Raw genomic sequence first — 21797 nt, 5'->3', positions numbered from 1 at the left:
CGAGGCCTCGGAGGCAATTAATTGCCTGTCCGGATCCCGCGACGGCCGGCTGGAAGGCCATGCACAGCCCTTACGGAGAATCATTTTAGAGAAAACGATCGGTAGATTTTTTTCAGGCTTTGCCATCCAAACCCCTCTCAGGGGCGTTTTTCAAGTAGCCGAACCGATCGCGCTCATCCCAAGCGGTGCCCCGACCGCCGCATGGCGCGGCCCATGCGGCGGTCGGGGCACCGCTTGGGGGCGCGATACGACCTAATCAGTACTTCCCTGGACGAAGAAAAGCGTTGTCGATACAACGATCGGATATAGGGAGCCCCCGATTTTGCTATACTTCGTCGCAATCAGTATGGACTCGAAGGACTGCCAACGTGGAATCTCCTCTCCTTCAGACAAAGCTGCGACTCCCCGCGATTCCCCTGCGCAGTCTTTTCTGCGACCGCATCCAGAAGCTCTCGTTGGGAACATACCGGCTTGCCATTCTCGTGGCCCCTGCCGGATTCGGCAAGACGACCGCTATCCTCCTCTCGCTCCAGAAACACCGTGACCGCACCCGCTGGTATCGGCTCGAACGGGAGGACTCCTTTCTCCCCGTTTTTTACCAGCATCTTCTATCCATGCTCTTCTCCGAGCGGAATCGTATTCAAATCGATAGTTTCCGCATGTTCAGCAGCCTGGGGAACCTTCAGGAGGATTACCCGCTCCTCAACGCCCAGATATGTCAGGACATGGCTTCCCTCGTCGAGGATTCCGATGATGAGCTCTTTCTCGTGTTTGACGATTACCAGACGGTCATGGACAACGATGCCATAAAGGCGACGATGCGGTATTTCGCCAGCAACATGCCCGCTTGCGTGCATATGGTCATCGCGTCGCGCAAAGACCCCGGCATCCTCACGGGAAAACTGCTCCTTCATCCTCGTTGCCATCTGTTCGATGAGACGGCCCTCCTGTTCCAGAGGCATGAGATCAGAGCGCTGGTAAGGGATGTTTACGGTATGAAGCTCGACGATGACCAGCTGGAATCTCTTGCTCGCATCAGCGAGGGATGGGTAGCCTGCGTCTACATCATCTGCCATTCGGGAATACTTTCCAGGGCAGCTGCTCCAGGGGCGCTTCCCGAAAGCGTCGACGCGCTTTTCTTCGCTTTTCTCGAAGAATTCCTCTCCTCTATCACCGATGATCAGAGGACCCTGCTGCTCGAGCTTTCGCAGCTTGATGATTTCTCCATCGATGAGCTGTCGAATCTGTTCAAGAACCCCGATGCGATGGGGTTTCTGCATTGGATAGAACGAAGCGACCTATATCTTCAGAGGATTCGGGGCAATCCCGTACGCTATCGGTTCCACTCCCTGTTTCGCGATGGCCTGAGCCGCCTGTATCGGCGATCCACCGATCTGCAAAGTCAGCGCAGACTGCATATCCATGCCGCAGATTACTATCGAACGCGCAACTTGGAGAAATCCATCTTCCATTATCTCAAGGCCGAACAAGAACGGCATGCCTTCGCACTTGCCGCCGACAACATCAAGGATGCATTTGCGGCGGGAGAGCCCGAGAAGTGCTTTTTGCTGCTGGGCCTGTTCACCGAAGAACAGATCAAACGCAGCCCCTATCTTCTCTTCATCGACGCCATGCGCCTCATGAACACCGATAGGGCGGAATCGGAGGCGAACCTCCTTCGCGCCATGGATGAGTTCAGGAAAAGGGAGGACTATGCGTTCCTGATGAACTGCTTCGGCATGATCATGGTCATCGCCTTCCAAACCAACGATTTCGGTGTGCTGCAGAGCGCTGCGAAGGGGCTCCCCGTCCTTGCCATCGTCCTAAAGGGAGGAACGAGCCGAACCGACCTTGTCGTCAGCCGGTTCATCTCGCTGACCGGACAAGACGAGCTCGTTCGCGCGAAACGCTACAGCCGCTATCTCGAACGTCGCCCCATCAACGATGCCATGTGGCAATTCAGCTATCTGATGATCAGGGGGATATTCCATTACCGGAGCGGCAACCTGGAGGAATCGCGAAAGAACCTTGAGAGGATACTGGCCCACCCGATCATGGCAGCCAACGATCAGTGGCGCATCATCGGACTCGTTTCCTGCTGCAACGTGTGCTTCCTTTCCGCGAGGCAGGACCTCATGCAGTTCTTCGTAAACGAGTTCTCGCTGCTGGGGGAAAAGTACGGCTCGTCATTCTCTCTGGGGTATGCCTGCTATGTTTTGGGTTTTCAGAAGTACCTTCAGGGAAATACGCGCGGGGCTCTGGATGCATGGCGCAAAGCTCGGGTCCAGTTTTCACGGTACGGCAGCGAGACGCTGGTCCAGGAGGTTGTTTCGCTTCTCTGCCTCATCGATGAAGGCGAGCCGGCGGAGAGCCTGCTTGCCGAAGCGCAGGGGGCCGCATCGTTCTTCGCGCGGGAAAACCCCGGGCACGGCATGGGGGAATTCTCGAAGGCCGTCGTGGGTGTCGTTCATAAGAAGCGCGGCGAATATGCGCAAGCCGAACGCATCTTCACGGAATGCCTGGCCACATGCGACAAAAAGCGAGCTCGGCAGAGCCTGTACGGCATATACCTGCACCTTTGCGACTTGCATTTTCTTGCAGGCGACGAAGAGAGCGGGCGTTTGTACCTCGAGCTATGGGTCCACTTGGGAAAGGAGCACGGGTATGTCTATGCGATGACGATGGATTTCCCTTCACTGAATCGCGTTCTCGCGCATGCCGAGGATGACAAGATCCAAAGCGCCTATTGCCATCTGCTGCGCTCTTACCACGAAGGGAACCGTGCAGCTCCCAAAACCGATGCGATCAGCGTGCGCCTTTTCGGCCGATTCCAGCTCTCATATGGAAACATGGTGCTTACGGAAGGCGATTTCAAGACGAAGAAGGTGTGCGGCATCCTGAAATACGTGCTGGCTCGGGAGACTGCCCAGTCGCGTGAGCGCCTCGCTGCCATCTTCTGGCCCGAATCGGATCGAAAATCCGCTCAGACCTCGCTTCGCGTTGCGCTCTACGAGCTCCGCAAGACGCTTTCGAGGGCCAATCTTCCCTTCGAAAGCGACAATGCCCTTCTGGAGGAGACGAAGGACGGCCTGCGTCTCAAGCGAGCTGCCTCCATCGAAAGCGACGTGCGAAAGTTCGATACGCTCTTCCGCCAGTGGGAGGAAGGGGATGCCGACGACCCCCGGGCTCTCATCGAACTCTGCCTGCTGTACCAGGGGCCGTTCCTCGGCGAGACCGAATGCGACGACTGGGGTGCCATAAGGAGGGAGTACTACGCTTCCATGTACGCCGAAGCGGTGCACGAGCTCGGCCGCCTGGCCCTCAAGGGCGCATGCTCCCCATCCGTTCGCGAGCAGCTGGTACGCGCACTCGAGGTGAACCCGCTTGACGAGGAATGCGCGGCGACGCTCATCGCCCTCTATCGCAAAGAGGGGCAGCATGCCCGCGCGAAAAGCTTCTACCGCCAATTCAAGCGGAGGTTCCAAGAGGAAATGGGCATCGACACGGAGCTTTCCATCTAGGTTTCCTCGCCTGCCTATCCTCTCGTCCCTTTCGTTTCACGCTCATTTCACGCCCTCTCCTCTATGTTGACGTCAACGTCAAACTTCGAAGAGAGAGGATCGTCATGATGTTTTGCAAACACTGCGGCGCTCAAATGGAAGAGGGAATCCGCTACTGTCCGTCGTGCGGCAAAGCGGTTTCGCAGGACGAGGTCGAATGGCACAGCGACGCACAGGCCGCCTTCGAGAACCTCGCGGACACGCCCGACACCACAAGCGATTACACTCCCGCCGAAGTCGAGAGCGGCAAGGGGATAGGCTGCCTTTCGTACTTGGGCATACTCGTTCTCATCCCCTTCTTCGCCGAGAAGGGGAACCGTTTCGTGCGCTACCACGCTCGTCAAGGGCTTGTGCTGTTTCTCGTGGAGGTCGCATACTGGGTTGCCGTGCAAATCGTGAGCGCCATCGTGCTGTCCATTTCATGGCGGCTTGCATTCGTGCCGACGATACTCAGCCTTGTCGGCCTCGTCTTCCTGGCCCTCTCCATCCTCGGCCTCGTGAACGTCTTCCAAGGGAGGGCGAAGGAGCTTCCGCTCGTTGGGAAGATAAAGATATTCCATTAGCCCGTTCCCAGCCCATCCGAGGGGGATCTCCATGGGCAAAAAACCACATCCCCCTCATCGCCCTGCTTCCATTGGCTTTGGCGGGGTGCTCCGTCCTCGATGAAGTCACTGGGATGGTGGAAGGGTTGATGAAACGGTAGACAAGGCCACCGCGAGCGCCGAGGAAATGGCACGCGAGCGGATGAGCCTGAAAGCAAGGCTTTGACGGTGGCGAATTCGACTGCCTCGCAGATGAGCTCAAGATGGAGCCCGCCGGTGACATGACATCGGCGGGTCTTTCGCGACCACTACGATCCAGCGGAGACGAATGTTCGGAGTATTTCTTCACAGCCTCTAAAGACACCAAGTATTCATCATTGTTGGGATTCTCGGTACGGCCTGAATCTATCAGGCTTTTACCTGTCTTCCTGCGAACCTCGTCGCCATCTGAGTTGAGCAACTCGTATGCATATTCCGATGTTGGCGATCTAATAAGCTCTTCAAGATATGAGATTTTCGAAAAAACCGCATTGGTCGGATCGAACATCGCACATCGCGTGCGAATGGTCGATACGTGCGCTATCATCTACTGCTTGAACGCAAAACGAGGTATGCCATGAAGACCGATGATTTTGATTACGAATTACCACCCGATCGCATCGCGCAGCAGCCGTGGCCGGTGAGGGATGAGTGCCGGCTCCTGGTGATGGATCGCGCGACGGGAGCGCTTGCGGACCGCATTTTCCGGGATATCGTGGACTATATCGATCCGGGGGACGTGCTCGTCGCAAACGAGACCCGCGTTCTTCCCGCGCGCCTCTTGGGGTGCAAACGCGGAACGGGCGGCCAAGCCGAGGTCTTTCTCCTGCGACCCCACGCAGGAGTTGCCCCAGCTAACAAAAGCGCGCTGTGGGAAGCCCTCGTCCGGCCGGGCAAACGGCTCAAGCCCGGTGCCATGGTCGATTTCGCCGATGCGTCGGGTGCGGTGGTTCTGTCGGCGGAGGTCGTCGATTTCAAGGAAGATGGCAAGGGCGAGCGCATCGTCAACTTGTCCACGGATGCTTTTCCCACGCTCGACCAGGCGGTCCATGCCGTGGGGCACACGCCGCTGCCCCCTTACATCCACGGTTACGCCGGTGATGAGGAAATGTACCAGACGGTGTATTCCCAACGCGAGACGAGCGCTGCTGCTCCCACTGCCGGCCTGCATTTCACGCCCCAGCTGATTGAGGGAATCAAGGCGAAGGGCGCTTCGTGGCATACGGTCGAACTGCAGGTGGGGATCGATACGTTCCGTATCGTCGAAGAGGAAGATCCTGCGCAGCATGCCATGCACACGGAGACGTACACGGTTCCGCAAAGCGTGGTGGATGCCTGCGATGCCGCCCACGAGCGGGGCAATCGCGTGTTCGCCATCGGGACCACCAGCGTGCGCAGCTTGGAAAGCGCGTGGGATGCGGCCGCGGGATGCCTGCGCGCGCGGGAGAACGGTACGACGAGCCTGTTCCTTCTGCCGGGGAGTCGCTTCCACGTGGTGGATGCGATGGTGACGAACTTCCATGTGCCGCGCAGCACCCTCATGATGCTAGTCAGCGCGTTCAGCAGCCGCGACAGCATAATGAACGCCTATCGTCACGCCATCGAAAGCGGGTATCGGATGCTCAGTTTCGGCGATGCCATGTTGATTGCCGCCGGCTGTGGCCATTCCGTCGGCGCATAACGTAGATTGAGATCGCGTGCGGAACGATCCGCCTTCGGCGGGCTGTGCGATGGCGGGGTTTTGCGCGCCACGCCATGGGAAGCCGGGGCGGCCGCGACTGCCGGCCACCGCGTCTGACGCTCGGGTACGGTCCGCATGGCAATCTCCGTGCAAACAAGGAGTTGAGGCTTTTTGAACGATATCGATCCGGCGCCCTACGATGCGATTTTCTTCGACATGGACGGCACCCTGCTGCCCATGCCGGTGCGCAGGTTTCTCGAAACTTATTACCGTGAGCTAGAAGGGAAGTTGCGGCGGGAGGGCAGGGATGCCGGCCTGTTCCTGCATGCCCTCAACCGGGGCATGCACTCGATGAGCGATCATCCGTCAGACCTGACCAATGCGGATGCGTTCTGGGCGACGTTTTGCGCCACGTACGAAGACCAGGAAATGCCCCTGAACCTGCAGCAGCAAGCCGAGGCGCGGGATTTCCTGATGGATTTCTACGCGAATGAATTCGAGAGATGCGGGGAGGGCATCGTGCCGAACCCCGCGGCGAACCGTGCGGTGCAGACGCTGCGCGCCAAAGGGTACCCGCTCTACCTGACGACCATGCCCTTGTTCCCCCGCGAGGGTGTGCTGGCGCGCCTGCAGTGGGCCGCGGTCGATCATACGGCTTTCGCGCGCATTACAACGTTCGACAACAGCACGGCGGTGAAGCCGCAGACGGCGTTCTACCACGAGAACCTTGCCATCGCTGACGCGCTTGACGAACCGGGCCGCGTTCTGATGGTGGGGAACAACACCATCGACGATCTGTCCTGCCTGTCGACGGGCATGGACGCCTATCTGGTGCTCGACGAGCTCATCAACGAGAATGATTTCGATATCGGCTCGGTGAAGCACGGATCCCTGGCCGAGTTCGCAGCGTGGGCTCAGGAGCTGCCTCCGTGCACCAGCACCCGTGCGTTGCGCGGATATCCCAACAGAAGTCCTTTGGATGGCGGGTTCGCAACCGCCTCCGGGCGCGAGGCGAAACCCGTCCCCCTATGGGACGGGCACGCCGGCGCCTCCCCTGAGCGGTGAGGAAGTCATATGGCCCTGTTCGATGTAACCCTTGATGCGCAGGACGGGCATGCCCGCGCCCTCTCTTTCGAGACCGCCCACGGCGTGGTGCGCACGCCCCTGTTCATGCCGGTGGGCACGCATGCCACGGTCAAGGGCATCACGGTGGACGTGCTGCACGAAATCGGCGCGCAGGTGGTGCTCGCGAACACGTACCACCTGTACATGCGGCCCGGCGCGGAGGTGGTGCGGGAAGCGGGCGGCGTGCAGGAGTTCATGGGCTACGATGGTCCCATGCTCACCGATAGCGGCGGATTCCAGCTGTTCAGCCTCGACCATATGATGAAGGCCGATCCTGACGGCGTATCGTTCAAAGCGCTCGACTACGACGGGAGCAAGCATAGATGGACGCCCGAGCGCAACATGGAGATCCAGCAGGCCATCGGAGCGGACATCGCCATGCAGTTGGACCAGTGCATCGGATACCCTGCGGAGAAGAGCGCCGTCGCGGCCAGCACGAGGCTCTCGTGGGAATGGGCAGAGCGGTGCCTACGTTCGCACACGCGTGCTGACCAGGGCCTATTCGGCATCGAGCAAGGCGGCATGCACCTGGATTTGCGTCTGGCGAGCGCGCAGCACCTCATCGAGGCGGAGCGGCATGCCCAGGCGGAGGGGATGGGGCGCTTCGCGGGGTTCGGGATCGGCGGATATTCGGTGGGCGAGGACCACGAGATCATGTTCGAGACGCTGGGCCGGGCCGCGCGCGCCCTTCCCGAGGATCGCCCGCGCTACCTGATGGGAGTGGGCAATCCCACCACGCTGGTCCGGGCCGTCCGCGAAGGCGTGGACATGTTCGATTGCGTGCTTCCGACGCGCACCGGGCGCATGGGCACCGCATTCAGCAGCACCGGCCGCATGAACCTGCGCAACGCGAAGTACGCGCGCGATTTCACCCCGCTCGACCATGCGTGCTCATGCCCCGTGTGCCGCAATTACAGCCGCGCGTACCTGCGCCACCTGGTGAAGCAGAACGAGATGCTGGGCGGGATGCTGCTCTCGCAGCACAACCTGTTCTTCCTCATCGACCTCATGCGCCGCGCGCGCGAGGCGGTGCTGGCGGGCGCCTACGAGGAATTCTACCGCGCATGGATGGGCAGCGCCGCGGCGAAGGACTACTGAGCCGGATGTATTCCGCTTGTGGCATAATACTTTGGTTCGGGAAATGCGAATGCGCCTCTCGGCGCGAAGATCGAGGAACGTTCATGGCAGAAGTTCGAGGAAAAAAACGGAGTCACGGCACCGATAGGCGCAATATCTGGCTGCTTGTTATCACCACGTTGATCATCGTCGGATCGGTGTGGATGTTCATGCCCCCGCAGGAGAAGATCAACCAGGGCTTGGATATCCAGGGCGGCCTTTCGGTCGTGCTGACCGCCAACAGCACCGAGGGCGGCTCCGTTTCCGACGCCGACATGCAGGCGTCGCGCGACATCATCGAAACGCGCGTGAATGCGCTGGGCGCGTCCGAGGCCACGGTACAGATCCAGGGCAACAACCAGATCCTCGTGCAAATCCCCGGGCTATCCGATACGCAGGCGGCGCTCGATACCATCGGCAAGACGGGCCAGCTGGAGTTCGCCCGCTTGGACAGTTTCACCGACCAAACGGTGAAGACCCGGATCCAGACGGGGCAGATCCACCAGAACGCGACCGTGACCGACGATTTCGGGAACACGCTTCCCAGCGAGAAATCCTCGAACCTCACCGTGGCGAGCGGAACCTACACCCCCATCATCACGGGTTCCAACATCAAGCGCGTCTACGTGGACCGGGAGAACGGGACCGGCCCGAATTACGCGGTGAACATCGAGCTTGACGCCGACGGCACGCAGGCGTTCGCCGACGCGAGCCGCGACTTGGTGGGCGACCACGGCCAGATCGTGATCATACTGGACGGCGAGGTGAACAGCGCTCCTGCTGTGCAGTCCGAGATCACCGACGGCAAGGTGCAGATCACCGGCAATTACACGCAGGATGCGGCGAAGGCGCTCAAGACCGTGCTCGAAAGCGGCTCGCTTCCCGTCAGCTTCACCTACGCGCAGAGCGAGACCGTCGGACCCACCCTCGGCCAGGATGCGCTGGGGACCGGCGTTGCCGTAGCGCTCGCCGGCCTGCTGATCGTCATGCTCTACCTGCTGTTCTTCTACAAGGGCCTCGGCTCTATCACCGCGGCGGCGATCGCGGTCTTTGCAGTGTTCTACCTGGGACTTCTCGCGCTGCTCTCGCATTTCGGGCTGTTCAGCCTTTCTCTGGCGGGCGTCGCGGGCATCGTGCTGACCATCGGCATGGCGGCCGACTCGTCGGTGTTGACGCTGGAGCGCTTCCGCGAGGAAATCCGCTTCGGCCGCAGTGTGCGCGCGGCGTCCATCACGGGTGTGCGCCATGGCATCATGACCTCGATCGACGCCGACTCGGTCTCGCTGGTGACCGCGCTGTCGCTCTTCTTCCTCGCCAGCAGCGGCGTCAAGGGCTTCGGCCTGACGCTGGCGCTGGGCATCATGTGCGACATCGTGATGATGCTGCTGTTCAAGGCGCCCATCATTCGCCTGCTCGCCCCGCATCAGATCGCAAAGCATCCCGGCTTCTGGGGCGTGAAGGACTCGCAGGAGGCTTCCGTCGTGTACAAACGGCTGGCCGAGGCCGAGGGCGAGAAGGTGGAGACTGCCGTGTCCGCCGAGGCGATCAACTCAGCCGACAACGAGGCCTACGCCGCGCGCAAGGGCGGCGAGGAGGGCCGCGCCGCCGCGCAGGCCGCCGCCAAGGTGCGGGGGCGCTTCATCAAGCACGATATTCCGTTCCTCAAGCACCGCAATGTGTTTCTGGGCGCGGCCGCCGTTATGATGGTGCTGTGCATCGGCATCATCGGCGTGCGTGGATTGAACCTGGGCATCGAATTCATCGGCGGAACGTCGATCGCGTTCAACGATACGGGCAGCGTGACCGCCGACCAGATGCGCAGCGCGTTCAATGCTGCGGGCGAGGGCGATCCCGTCATCCAGACCACGAACAGCAATGGAGAAGACGGCTTCATCGTGCGCATCGCCAACGACGATGCCGCAAGCGCCGCAGGGATTGCAACGCAGGTCGCGCATGAACTCGGCATCTCCACGGAAAGCTTCCAGGTGAGCACCATAGGGCCCGACTGGGGCAGCAGCATCATCAATGCCATGGTCATCGCGTTGCTGGTGTCGTTCGTGCTGATCATCGTATATATCGCCATACGCTTCGAGTACAAGATGGGCGTCACCGCCGTCATAGCCCTGCTTCATGACCTTCTGCTGGTGGTGGGCATATATGCGCTGGTCGGGCGCGAGATCAACCCGAACGTCGTGGCGGCCCTGCTCACGATCCTGGGCTACTCGCTCTACGACACGGTGGTGGTGTTCCACCGCATCAGCGACAACATGGAGCATTCGCAGATCCGCTGCACGTTCATGACGATGGCGAACCATTCCATGAACCAGGTGTTCGTACGCTCCATCAACACGACCCTCACGTCGATCTTCCCCGTCATTGCGATGCTGCTCTTCGGCAGCGAGACCCTGCAGGACTTCGCCTTCGCCATGACCATCGGCTTGGTCGTCGGCGCGTACAGCTCCATCGCCATCGCCTGCCCGCTGTTCTCGATTTGGAAGTCGCGCGAGCCGAAGAACCAGCGGCTTGCGAAGAAATACGGGGCCGAGGTCGGCCGCTTCGCGTTCGAGCACGGAGCGCTGTCAAGCGACAGCAGGGACAGCGAGGCCAAAGGTGCGGCGAAGCCCGCCGGCGAAGCCACGGTCGTTGCAGTGGAAGATCGCCCCGATGCCCCCGAGAAGGCGCCCGCGGTTCAGAAACATGAGAAGGCGAAGCCCACGGGCGCAGCGGCTGCGAAGGCCAAGCGTGCCGAGCAGCGCGCGAAGAAGAAGGCGTCCGACCGGATCGTCGAGGACGGAGCGGTTTCGCCCGAGCCGGGCATCCGCATCGTCGACCGTGAGAAATTCGAAGAGGCGGTCGAAGAGTCCGCGAAGGCGAAAAGCGACGAATAACGGCAGGTGGGCCGTGCGCGCCGATCGCACGGCCCGCTCTGCTCCGGTTCGGATCGCGCGCCGATCGCTTCCTATCCACCGACCTGCCTGCCCCGCATTTCAGCTGCGGATCACCGTTCGACCGTCTAAATCCCACGAGAGAGGAATCCCCACGATGAGATACGGAAGCGCTCCGAACTTCGCCCCGCCCGAGGAGGAGGGCGCGGTCTTCACCTTCGAGGACGAGAACGGCGAGAAGATCGATCTGGAGTTCCTCGGGCTCATCCTCATGAATGAGGCGCGCTATGCCTTCTTCTTCCCAATCAGCGAGGATGCGCCCGCCCTGTCGAGCGGGGAGGTGGTGCTGCTTGAGGTGACTGCCATGGACGAAGACGGCCAGCCTGTCGATTTCGAGCTGGTGACCGACGAGGAAACCGGCAATGCCGCATGGGAGGCGTTCAGGGAGGCCAGCAAGGGCCTCTACGATTTCGAGTAGTCGGGATGCGCGTGCGGATGCCCCTTATCCCAGGTTATCCGGGCATCCGGGTTCGATTTGACAGCCGTATATGCTTCGCTGCGGCTGCTGAGGTTGCAGATGCATGGTCGAATGCGGCGACGAGCCGATCGTCGATGCCGGAGACGGCGCACCCACCGCGAGGCGGTAGATAACCGGGGCGCTATTCCCGGCATGCCGCGGGCGTTTCGTCGGTCTCGTGGAAAAACTCTCGAAATATGAGCGGAATTCGGACTTAGGAGCCAATCCTTGCCTTCGCTCTGCCGTTCGATATTTTCCGACCTGGGGCAATGCTCGCTTCGACACACTAACGATGCAGTTTGGAGGCAAAAAGAACCCCGATTCTCTCGCCTTTGACTCCTAAGTCCGAATTCCGCTCAGAAAATGGACGTGTTTCTCCGAGTTGCCGCTTGTCGTCTCACTGCAGTCGACCGCGCGCTAGGGAACCGCTGATTAGTCCTGCCAGCCCGAGAACGACATGCTGGCGCCGGAGCGGCTCGATCCCCGTTCGCACACGCCGGCGCGCCCGCTCGGCGCTGGCCGCTCCGGCGCTCAGCCTGCCGTCCCCGGCCAAGGCGGAATTCATCAGTGCTTCCCTAGAAGAGCACGTTGACGACGACCACGCATGCCAGCAACGCGACGCACACGGCGGAGCCGATGGCGTCGCGGGCGTGGAAGGCGAGCGGGTGCAGTTTGGTACGTCCCGCCGCCCCGTGGTAGCAGCGCGCATCCATAGCGCTCGACAGAGTGTCGGCGTGGCGGAACGCGCTGGAGAACAAAGGCACCATCAGGCTCGATACGCTTGATAATCCGCTTTTGAAGGGGCTGGTCGAAAGCTTTGCCCCGCGGGAGAGCTGCGCCGCCCGGATGGTGCGGAACTCACCGACGAACTGCGGCACGAACCGCAACGCGATGCCCATGACCATGCTGAACTCGTGCGCCGGCAGACCGAACCGGCTGAACGGCATGAGGACCGCCTCTATGGCGTCCGTGAGGTCGAGCGTGGTCGTGGTGAGCGTGAGCAGGCTCGCATCGAGCAGAAGCAGCGTGAGGCGGATCGAGAGGAACACCGCCGAATGCACGCCCGCTTGGCTCACGTGGAAGGGGCCCGCTGAGAGATATTCGACGCCTCCTTGTACGAAGAACAGATTCAACAGCGCCGTGATGATGACGATGAAGAAGAGCGGGCCGATCGACCGAGCCGCTTGGAGCAGCGGGATCTGGGAGATTGCGAAGAAGGCGAGGATGAACGCCGCGCATACGCCGAGCGCGGCATAGGAACCAGAGGCGAAGATCGCGATCATCACGATGACGACCAGCGTCAGCTTCGCGCGCGCGTCCATGCGGTGGATGGGGCTGTCCGTGGGAAAGTATTGTCCGAACAGCGCCCTATCCACGCGGCGACCCTTCGCGGGGCACGATGCTCGCAATCGCGTCGGCCAAGGATTCGAGCGTGGGCAAACCGTCTTGGCGGGGAAGCCGTACCCCGCGCTTCGCGAGCTCGTTGGAAAGATGCTGGGTTGCGGGCACCCCCAAGCCTATGCGCTTGCATGCCTCGGCGTCGGCGAACACCTCTTCCGGTGTGCCGAGCGCGAACACCTCCCCGCGGTTCAGGACGAGGATGCGGTCGCACAGCCGGGCGAGGTCGTTCATGTCGTGCGACACCATCACCACGGTCATGCCCTCCTCCGTATGCATGTGCTGTATGAATCGGAGGAAGTCCTCGCGGGATTTCGGATCGAGGCCGGCGACCGGTTCGTCCAAGATCAGGGTTTTCGGACCCATGGCGAGCACTCCCGCGAACGCGACGCGCCGCTGCTGCCCGCCCGAGAGCTCGAACGGGCTTGCGGAGCGCAGTGCTTCCGCGTTGAGCTCCACCAGCTGCATCGCCTGGGCATAGCGTCGCTCCACCTCTTCGGGGGAGAGCCCCATGTTGCGCGGACCGAAGGCCACGTCATCGAAGACGGTGGCGGCGAAGAGCTGATGCTCGGGATATTGGAACACCATGCCGACATGCTCGCGCGCCGCCGCAGCAGCGCCTTTGTCGGCGATATCGGCCCCGTCGACAAGCACGCGTCCCTGCAGGGGGTGGAGCAGCCCGTTCATATGCTGGATGAGCGTGCTCTTCCCGCTTCCGGTGTGCCCGGCGATGCCGAGGAACTCGCCGTCTGCGAGCGCGAAGCTCACATCGTGGAGTGCCCAGTACGCGCCGGGGTCGTTCCCCCAGTCGATGTCCGATTCCCGCGCCTTCTTCCTGCGTCCGCGTTTGCCTTCCGCCGTACGGTAAGTGAAGCCGACGTTTTGGAATTCGATCATGCCGAGCCCCCCTTCGTCCGTGCGAGGCACGCGATCGCGTCGGCCAGCTGCTCTTCGGAGATGCAGAGCGGCACGCGCACGCCGCGTTGCTGCAGGGCGCGGCTCATCTTCACGGCAAAGGGGTTGTCGAGCGAAAGCGAAGCGAGCAAGTCGGCTTGCGCGAACACCTCGGCGGGGGTTCCCGACAGCACCATGTGCCCTGCATCGAGCACGAACACGCGGTCGGTGCCTGCAGCCTCCTCCATGAAATGCGTGATCATGATGATGGTCATGCCCGCGTCATTCAGCTCGTGTGCCACTCTGAGCAGGCTCTTCCTGCCACGGGGGTCGAGCATCGCGCTCGCCTCGTCCAATATGAGGATCCGGGGGTCCATCGCCAGGACGCCGGCGATGGCGACGCGCTGCTTCTGGCCGCCGGAGAGCGCGGTCGTCTCCCGGCGCTCGAAGCCTTGCAGGCCCACGCGCGCAAGCGAGTCGGCCACCCGCCTCCGTAGCTCATCCGCGGGTACGCCGAGGTTCTCCGGGCCGAAGGCGACATCGTTTTCGATCGGGTTCGCAACCAGCTGGTCATCGGGATTCTGGAACACCATGCCCGCGTTGCTGCGGATGAAATACATCGCCTCGGGGTCTGACGTGTCCTTGCCCAATACGCGCACCGTGCCGCGATCGGGCGCCAGCAGAGCATTCACGTGCTTGGCAAGCGTGCTCTTCCCGCTGCCGTTGCCGCCCAGGATGCATGCGAACTCGCCCTGCCCGATCGATAGGTCGATCCCGTCCAGCACGAATGTCTCGCCGTCGTAGGTGAAGCCGACGTTTTGGAATTCGATCAATACAGCACCTTCCAGGCCGGGCATGGAACCGTTAGCGGCCCTTCACCCGATTCTTCTTCGGGGTGATGAGGTTGCTGATGGACTTGTACACGACCAGCGTCAGCGCGGAGTTCAGCACGCTCTTGACGATGTTGAACGGAAGCAACGCGGGGACGACCAGCGCGGTGACGGCTTCGAAGGGGACGCCCAGGTAGAACGGGTCGATGAGCAAGTTGGAGACGATGGCGACGACGATGCATACGACAACCGAGACGCCCAGGCCCGCGAGCGCGCTCTTGAAGGTGCGGTTGCGCGTGTAGGCGACGGCGGAGGGGAGGACCATGGCGAGCACGATGAACACGTTCATCAGGCCGCCCACCCAGTCGCCCATGATGAGCGTGTGGATGAGAACACTCACGATGCCCACGACCACGCCGGCGCCGGGCCCGTAGGCGAAGCCCGTGATCATGGCAGGCACGCACGAGGGATCGTACTTCAGCCAGCTGATGCCGGGGATGAGCGGGAACTCGATGAAGCTCAAGATGACGCTGATGGCGCACATGAGCGCCATCGTCACGAGTTCCTTGGTTTCCCAACGGTTGGTGTTCTGCATGGTGGGCATTGCGGGTCCAGCTCCTTAGGTTCGAAGTGCGCACTCGATTATAGCGAAACCGCGGCATCCGCTCGGCGCCAGCCGAATGAATCCGCAGCGTATGCATTGCAGGACCCGAGGGTTTGGATGCTGCAGCCTGCCTTTTACCGCAGGACAGGTGCGCGGCGCAAGAAGAAGGGGGATGATGCCGGTGCCCGTTCTTCCGGTTCCGCATGGGCGCGGTCGTGGGGGGGGGCCCCCCCACGCCGCGCCCGCCCGCGCCCGCTCGCCGGGAGTGGCGGCCCCGGCAACCCCGATTGCCGCGCACGTCCAGGCGCCTCGCTCGATGACGGGCGCACGCATTGCGTTTCGGGCGGATGATGGACGATGTGGTCGGGTTCGTCGTTGTGCGCGGGAGCGCCCGTCGCTGCGGCGCAAACGCTGCTGCCGGGCGCTCGAACGCGATATTGTCGTGAGGGTTGGGCCGTGCCAGCGGATTTGACTGGAGAGAAGGCTAGACTGGTGGACCATTATGGATGTAATCGAACTCTTAAATAGCGTGGATGCCCTGGTGTGGGGTCCTGCCATGATCTGCCTGCTTTTAGGCTCGCATATCTTCCTCACCATTCGCACTGGCTTCATACAGCGCAAGCTGGGGACCGCGATCAAGCTTTCCGTTGCTCGCGATGAAGGAGCAGAAGGCGACGTGAGCCAGTTCGGAGCCCTCGCCACCGCGCTGGCTGCCACCGTCGGCACCGGCAGCATCGTGGGCGTGGCAACCGCCATCCTCGCAGGCGGGCCGGGGGCAGTGTTCTGGATGTGGCTGACCGGTGTGTTCGGCATGGCCACGAAATACGCGGAAGTGTACGCGGCCGTGAAGTTTCGCGTGAAGGATTCGCGCGGGGAGATGATCGGCGGCGCCATGTTCGCGTGAGAGCGCGCGTTCCGCCGGCCCGACGGCAGCACTCCCGGCTGGGCGCATGCGGGCGCGGTGCTGTTTTGCGTGTTCGCCATCATCGCCACCCTGGGCACGGGCAGCGCAGTGCAGTCCGCTGCCATGACGGGCATCATCACGTCATCGTTTCCCGGAGCGAATGCGGCGGTCGTTGCCGTCGCCATCGCCGTGGCGGTCTCGCTGGTCATCTTCGGCGGCGTGCGCGGCATCACCGCGGTGTGTGAGAAGCTCGTTCCGATCATGGCGGTTGTCTACGTGGGCGGCTGTGTTGCGATCATGGCAATGAACGGCGCGTATTTGGGCCAGTCGATCGAGACCATCATCGAGTGCGCGTTCACGTCGAAAGCGGCGTTCGGCGGCGCCGTGGGCAGCGGCATCATGGTCGCGTTGCAGTACGGCTGCGCGCGCGGCCTGTTCAGCAACGAGGCGGGCCTCGGCACCGCCCCCATCGTCGCCGCCGCGGCGGCGACGAAGAACCCCGCGCGCCAGGCGCTGGTTGCCATGACGGGCGCGTTTTGGAGCACGGTGGTCATATGCGCTATCACCGGTATCGTGCTGGTGTCGACCCTGCTTGCCCATCCGGGCATCATCGAAGGCGGCTCCATCACGGAGGGTGCGGCGCTTGCCAGCGCGGCCTTCTCCAGCATCCCCTATGTGGGCACGCCGATCCTGGTGCTGGGCATGGTCAGCTTCGCGTACTCCACGATACTGGGTTGGAGTTACTACGGCGATCGCTGCGTCACGTTCCTCTTTGGTCGCAAAGGCCGCCGTCCGTACCAGATCGTCTACGTGCTGGTGGGCATTGCGGGTGCCTTGGGCGTGGGCGATGTCGTGTGGACCGTCAGCGATATCGGGAACGCGCTGATGGTCGTTCCCAATATCATCATGGTTCTCGCGCTTTCCGGCGTCATCTCCCGCGAGACTAAATACTGGCTGGCGGATGGCCATCTGTCCGAATCGGACAATGCCGAAATCCCGCGCGTGGAGACGAAGTAAGCGCAGCTGGCGCACCGATCGGCGGCTGCTCCGTTCTCGCCGCCGGCGCGCATGCTTGACATCGCGGTTACGACGGTCGATTCGCTATCGAGCGGCGGGCGGATCGCTGTGCGCGGAACCGGATGCCCGGTCCGTTCCAGCCTTGCATTCCATACAGCGGGGGAGACTGTCTGGAACCCCCTGAGACTTCTGCTTATACGACATATGTATTTCAAGAATCATATAGATACTCTCTGATGCATGTTTGAACAGATTGATAGGAGTTTCTAGACAGCCTGGGGGGCGCTTCCGGCAATCGCGGCGACCTTTATTCCCGCTGCGGCCGGCGGTAGGAGTGGGCCAGGTCGATCAGTTCCTGCTTCTTGTGGATATCGAGTTTGGCATACAGGCGCTTCATGTGCGTGCGCACGGTGTTTTCGGATATGAAGAGCTGCTCGGCGATGCTCGGAACGGTATTACCCTGCGCGACCAGCTTCAGGATCTCCGCCTCGCGGTTCGACAGCCCGAAATCCCGCTTGATATCCTGCGACACGCGGTCGATGCGGTCGCGGTACTCGTAGCTCGTGGTGCTCGGTTCAGCCAGATCGCTCAGGATCGATTGCCCGCTCGGTGGGGGCTGCAGGTACTGGCGCGCAGAATCACGGTTATCTTGGGGAAGGTGGGGAAGATTCGCATCGGCGAGTACAGGCGGTGCTGCGTTGGGCGCACCGTCGATCCCGTCTTCTTCCAAATCAATCGCCGACGCCAGAGCGGAGTAATCCCGATTGCCCTCGCGCGAGGCGAGCAACTCGATGTGGTCGTCGCTGAATAAATGGGTGTGTTCGGCCTTGAAGTCGATCGATGACACGAAGAACATGAGTGCGAGCAGGTACAGGGCGCGCACGACGGTGAGCGTGACTGGGTCGATATTGGGAAGTTGAATCCGGTCGCTTGCGCTTCCGATCAAAAACCCCAGATCGTGCAGGGCATACACGATGCCGGCGATGGTGCCGAAGGCGTACACAGGGTGGATTCCCTGGTCGCGGGAGATCTGTGCCGCTTGCAGCATGATCAGGAAGCTGGCGATAGCGTACAGGCCATAGAGACCCGCCGCAACCCATCGCAGGTATGCCTGCGGGGCAAACGGCACGGATACCAACGCGGTTATAACGAGGGGGAATATCATGCGATACAGGCGCGTGATGGAAAGATTCAACCCGCGGGCGAGCCAGAAGTACAGCAGAACGGCGGCAGCCGCCAACAGCGCGATCATGGACAGCACGTTCACCAGCGATCCGATGGAGGGATCGTCGATGGCAAGCGCCCGCATGACGCCCGCGCAGAATGCCAACGACCCGATCGCCAGCGATGACTTCCACGTGCCGTGCACCAGACGGCGGTACACGCGCTGGTTATGCGCCGGCAGATCCGAGAACATGGGCTGGGCGAAGTCGATCTCACGGTTCCTGAGCGTAAGGGCCAACCCGAACAGCGGCAGGAACACCACGGGGATCAAGAATGCCGTGACCGCGCGCGGGATAAGATACAGCGCGGAGTAGATGACCGCAGCGAAGACGGCGCCCACGATCATGTCGCGCGTGCCCCTGCTCGATTCGATGCTGGCAAAATATCGCTGCCAGAGCAGGTAGAACAACGCCGCACCGGTTCCCAGCAGCAATCCTGCGGCAACGAGTAAGGGCAACGCGACGGCATAGAGGTAGATGGATGCGATCAGGCAGATCCATCCCAGGCCGTACAGCACGCTGGCGCATCCCACGGTCAGAGGAAGCGGGCGCTTGGCACGGGTTATGTATGCGATGCGCGCCGCCGCAAGGAACGTGCAGAAAAAGGCGATCGACTGAGCGAAGTAGAACCAGAACAGAAGATCGTGCGTTTGGTATTCCAGTGGAAGGAATGGGAACACGCCGCCCCAGACGCTGGCGGCGTTGATCGCAAGGAAGAGCGCGAATCCGAGCACGGCGACCGAGGGCCGTAGAGCCGAGGTAACCTTCTCCCGCATTCGTTCCCTCCCTCCATGCGTAACGTGACAGGGGGCAGGTTCTATGATGCATGCTATTGTACCGTATCGCACATTGCGTGCCAGTATAGATAAAACTGCTTTGATCTGGGCAAATGTAAAAATACCACCTTTCATGTGACATGGGGTTTCCCGGCATACCCTAAGCTTGCATCATGTCCGATACGGGGAGGAAGGTGTCGGGCGGGAGGTTTTCAAAGAGGAGGAGAGTATGGCAGGGCATTCGATAAGCCGTCGCTCGTTCGTTGCGGCAACGGGCGCACTTGCGGGGCTGTCCGCAGCGGCGGGCGGGGTGCACGCTGCGGGTCCGATGTTTTGCGCAGAGGAAGCGCATGCGGCGCCCGCGGATACGATCGCGTGGAGCCAGTGCAACGTGAACTGCGGAGGCAATTGCATCTTCCAGTGGCACGTGCGCGATGGCAAGGTGGCCTATATGGAAACGGATACGGTCGGCAGTGCCGATTTCCAAGCGCGCGCATGCCTGCGCGGGCGTTCCATGCGTCGCTGGTTGAACCATCCCGATCGTCTTCTCTATCCCATGAAGCGCGCGGGCAAGCGCGGCGAAGGTAAGTTCGAGCGGATCAGCTGGGATGAGGCTATCCAGATCATCCATGATAATTTGGAGCGTATTTACCGCGAGTACGGTCCCAACAGCGTGTTCATCAACTATGCCACGGGCATGTACTCCACCATGGGCAAACCGAGCAACCGCCTCCTTGCCCTGCTGGGCGGTTTCGTGAACCAGCGCTACGACTATTCGACCCATATGCTTTCCGCCGTCATGCCCTACATGTTCGGCAGCGACAAGGAAGCCGGCAGCGTGTTCAGCCCCTACGATAACGTGAATGCGAGCTCCTTCAGCGAGGCGGCGGCGCATTCCGACCTGGTGGTCATGTTTGGCAACAGCCCGGCGGACACTCGCATGGGCGGGGCCAATGCCACATGGGATTTCGCCCGCGTCCGTGAAGCGGTCAAAGGCCGCGGCGGCAAGGTCGTCAATATCGACTATCGCATGAACGAGAGCGCTTCCGGGCATTCCGACGAATGGCTGCCCATCCGCACCGGCACCGATGCCGCGCTGTGCGCCGCGCTCGTGCACGAATTCGTGAAGGATGGCAAGACCGACGAGGAATTCCTGGCGAGGTACTGCGTGGGCTGGGACGAATCCACCATGCCCGCAAGCGCCAAGGGCCAGAACAAGTCGTACAAGGACTATGTCATGGGGACGGGGTACGATCAGGTGGAGAAGACCCCCGAATGGGCTTCCAAGATCACCGCGATCCCCGCCGCCAAGATCCGCGAGCTGGCGGCGGATCTGGAAAACGCCAAAGCCCCGTTCGTGTGCCAGGGGTGGGGGTCGCAGCGCCATACCAACGGCGAGCAGACCACGCGCGCCATCTGCATGGTTCCCATCGCCTTGGGCCAGATCGGCCTGCCGGGCACCAACACCGGCCAACGCGAGGCCGAGCCTCCCATCTACCTGGTGGGCAAGCTGCCTGCGAAGAATCCGATCAAGACCGCGCTTCCCGTATACGAATTCATCGATGCGATCGACCACGGGCATGCCATGACCGCCGAGAACGCGGGCATTGGCGGTGCGGACAGACTGGGCGCCGACATCAAATGCTTGTGGAACTATGCGGGCAATTGCCTGACCAACCAGCATGGAGATATCAACTATGCACATGACGTGCTCGTCGATGAGGACAAGTGCGAATTCATATTGGTGTGGGATACCGTCATGACCGACTCGGCCAAGTACGCCGACTTGCTTCTGCCCGATGCCATGCGCAGCGAGCAGTTGAACATGCAAACCCAGGGATATTCGGAATACTATACTGGCGTGGTCCTGGGCGGTCCCGCGCAGGAGCCACCGGGCGAGTGCCGCAGCAGCTACGACGTATGCGCCGATATTGCTGAGTCCTTCGGCATGCGCGAGCAGTTCACCGAGGGCCGCACGCATGATGAATGGATCGAATACCTGTACAACAAGGGTCGCGAGAATGCGCTCGACCCCGAAAAAGGCTCCGGCATCATCATGCCCACATGGGATGAGATCAAGGAGAACGGCGTATTCAAGGTACAATGCGAACCCGCGATCGGCCTGAAGGACTTCCGCGACGATCCGGTTGCGCATCCGTTGGGCACGCCCTCCGGCAAGATCGAGATCTACTCCGAGGCGCTTGCCAAGCTGAATGACGCGTGGGAACTCGAAGACGGCGACAAGATCTTCGCCATTCCCGAGTTCGATCCCGGATTCCAGGGCTTCGGTAGCACGACCGACGAATTCCCCCTGTATTGCAGCGGTTTCCATTACAAATCGCGCACGCATTCGAGTTTCGGGTTCATCGAAGAGCTGAACCAGGCCTGCCGCCATCAGATGTGGATCAACCCCATCGATGCCGAACCGCGCGGCATTGCGAACGGCGATCGGACCACCGTCACGAGCCCTGCCGGCACCATTGAGATCGAGGCCAAGGTCACCGAGCGCATCATCCCCGGCACCGTCGGCATTCCGCAGGGCGCTTGGCACGATGCCGACATGGATGGCGACAGGGTGGACAGGGGAGGCTGCGTGAACACGCTTTCCACCTACCGTCCCACGCCGTTGGCGAAGGGCAACGGGCCCGCGCACTCGATGATCGTCCAAGTTGCCAAGATCTAGGGG

Annotated in this window: 13 protein-coding genes and 1 pseudogene; 9 read left to right on the top strand and 5 right to left on the bottom strand. The window is 61.6% G+C overall.

Annotation, left to right across the window (positions count from 1 at the left end):
* The first annotated feature begins 368 nt into the window (after positions 1–368).
* The 7 genes from NOV21_RS00555 (at position 369) to NOV21_RS00525 (ending at position 11426) form a co-directional block, all read left to right on the top strand.
* Positions 369–3521, top strand: coding sequence for an AfsR/SARP family transcriptional regulator (locus NOV21_RS00555; protein ID WP_283169695.1), 3153 nt, complete (start codon positions 369–371; stop codon positions 3519–3521).
* 104 nt (positions 3522–3625) lie between these two features.
* The gene (locus tag NOV21_RS00550) at positions 3626–4123 is read left to right on the top strand and encodes a zinc-ribbon domain-containing protein (RefSeq protein WP_283169694.1); all 498 of its coding nucleotides are present in this window, start codon (positions 3626–3628) and stop codon (positions 4121–4123) included.
* 595 nt (positions 4124–4718) lie between these two features.
* Positions 4719–5822 (top strand): tRNA preQ1(34) S-adenosylmethionine ribosyltransferase-isomerase QueA, encoded by a 1104-nt coding sequence (gene queA / locus NOV21_RS00545; protein ID WP_283169693.1) that lies wholly within the window; start codon positions 4719–4721, stop codon positions 5820–5822.
* A 171-nt stretch (positions 5823–5993) separates the two neighbouring features.
* Positions 5994–6887: an HAD family hydrolase gene (locus NOV21_RS00540; protein WP_283169692.1), complete on the top strand. Its 894-nt coding sequence runs from the start codon at positions 5994–5996 to the stop codon at positions 6885–6887.
* Between the two features lie 9 nt (positions 6888–6896).
* Positions 6897–8045, top strand: a complete 1149-nt coding sequence (gene tgt / locus NOV21_RS00535; RefSeq protein WP_283169691.1) for a tRNA guanosine(34) transglycosylase Tgt — start codon at positions 6897–6899, stop codon at positions 8043–8045.
* An 83-nt stretch (positions 8046–8128) separates the two neighbouring features.
* Positions 8129–10951, top strand: a complete 2823-nt coding sequence (gene secD, locus NOV21_RS00530) for a protein translocase subunit SecD (RefSeq protein WP_283169690.1) — start codon at positions 8129–8131, stop codon at positions 10949–10951.
* Positions 10952–11105: 154 nt separating this feature from the next.
* Entirely contained in the window at positions 11106–11426 is a 321-nt protein-coding gene (locus tag NOV21_RS00525) for a DUF1292 domain-containing protein (protein WP_283169689.1), read from the top strand.
* 614 nt (positions 11427–12040) lie between these two features.
* Here NOV21_RS00525 and NOV21_RS00520 read toward each other — a convergent pair.
* From NOV21_RS00520 to NOV21_RS00505, 4 genes are read right to left on the bottom strand one after another with little or no spacing between them, the layout of a single operon-like run.
* Positions 12041–12841 (bottom strand): energy-coupling factor transporter transmembrane component T family protein, encoded by an 801-nt coding sequence (locus tag NOV21_RS00520; RefSeq protein ID WP_283169688.1) that lies wholly within the window; start codon positions 12839–12841, stop codon positions 12041–12043.
* Positions 12834–13760 carry an energy-coupling factor transporter ATPase gene (locus tag NOV21_RS00515; protein WP_283169687.1) on the bottom strand — a complete coding sequence of 309 codons (927 nt, stop codon included), beginning with the start codon at positions 13758–13760 and terminating at the stop codon, positions 12834–12836. The genes NOV21_RS00520 and NOV21_RS00515 overlap by 8 nt, the downstream gene beginning before the upstream one ends.
* The gene (locus NOV21_RS00510) at positions 13757–14590 is read right to left on the bottom strand and encodes an energy-coupling factor transporter ATPase (RefSeq protein ID WP_283169686.1); all 834 of its coding nucleotides are present in this window, start codon (positions 14588–14590) and stop codon (positions 13757–13759) included. Before NOV21_RS00510 ends, NOV21_RS00515 begins: the two co-directional genes overlap by 4 nt.
* A gap of 31 nt (positions 14591–14621) precedes the next feature.
* Positions 14622–15191 (bottom strand): ECF transporter S component, encoded by a 570-nt coding sequence (locus NOV21_RS00505; RefSeq protein WP_283169685.1) that lies wholly within the window; start codon positions 15189–15191, stop codon positions 14622–14624.
* 502 nt (positions 15192–15693) lie between these two features.
* Here NOV21_RS00505 and NOV21_RS00500 point away from each other — a divergent pair.
* Positions 15694–17112 (top strand): annotated as a pseudogene (locus tag NOV21_RS00500) (alanine/glycine:cation symporter family protein).
* Positions 17113–17419: 307 nt separating this feature from the next.
* Here the strand turns inward: NOV21_RS00500 and NOV21_RS00495 are convergent.
* A complete protein-coding gene (locus NOV21_RS00495; protein WP_283169684.1) occupies positions 17420–19111 on the bottom strand; it encodes a helix-turn-helix transcriptional regulator in 1692 nt (563 codons plus the stop codon).
* Between the two features lie 229 nt (positions 19112–19340).
* Here NOV21_RS00495 and NOV21_RS00490 point away from each other — a divergent pair, with 229 nt between their 5' ends.
* Positions 19341–21794 (top strand): DMSO/selenate family reductase complex A subunit, encoded by a 2454-nt coding sequence (locus tag NOV21_RS00490; protein WP_283169683.1) that lies wholly within the window; start codon positions 19341–19343, stop codon positions 21792–21794.
* Positions 21795–21797: the final 3 nt, after the last annotated feature.

Source organism: Curtanaerobium respiraculi (assembly GCF_024609215.1).
Lineage (GTDB): Bacteria > Actinomycetota > Coriobacteriia > Coriobacteriales > Eggerthellaceae > Curtanaerobium > Curtanaerobium respiraculi.
Note: the sequence above shows the minus strand (reverse complement) of the source record. Positions and strands in the feature narration are given on the sequence as shown.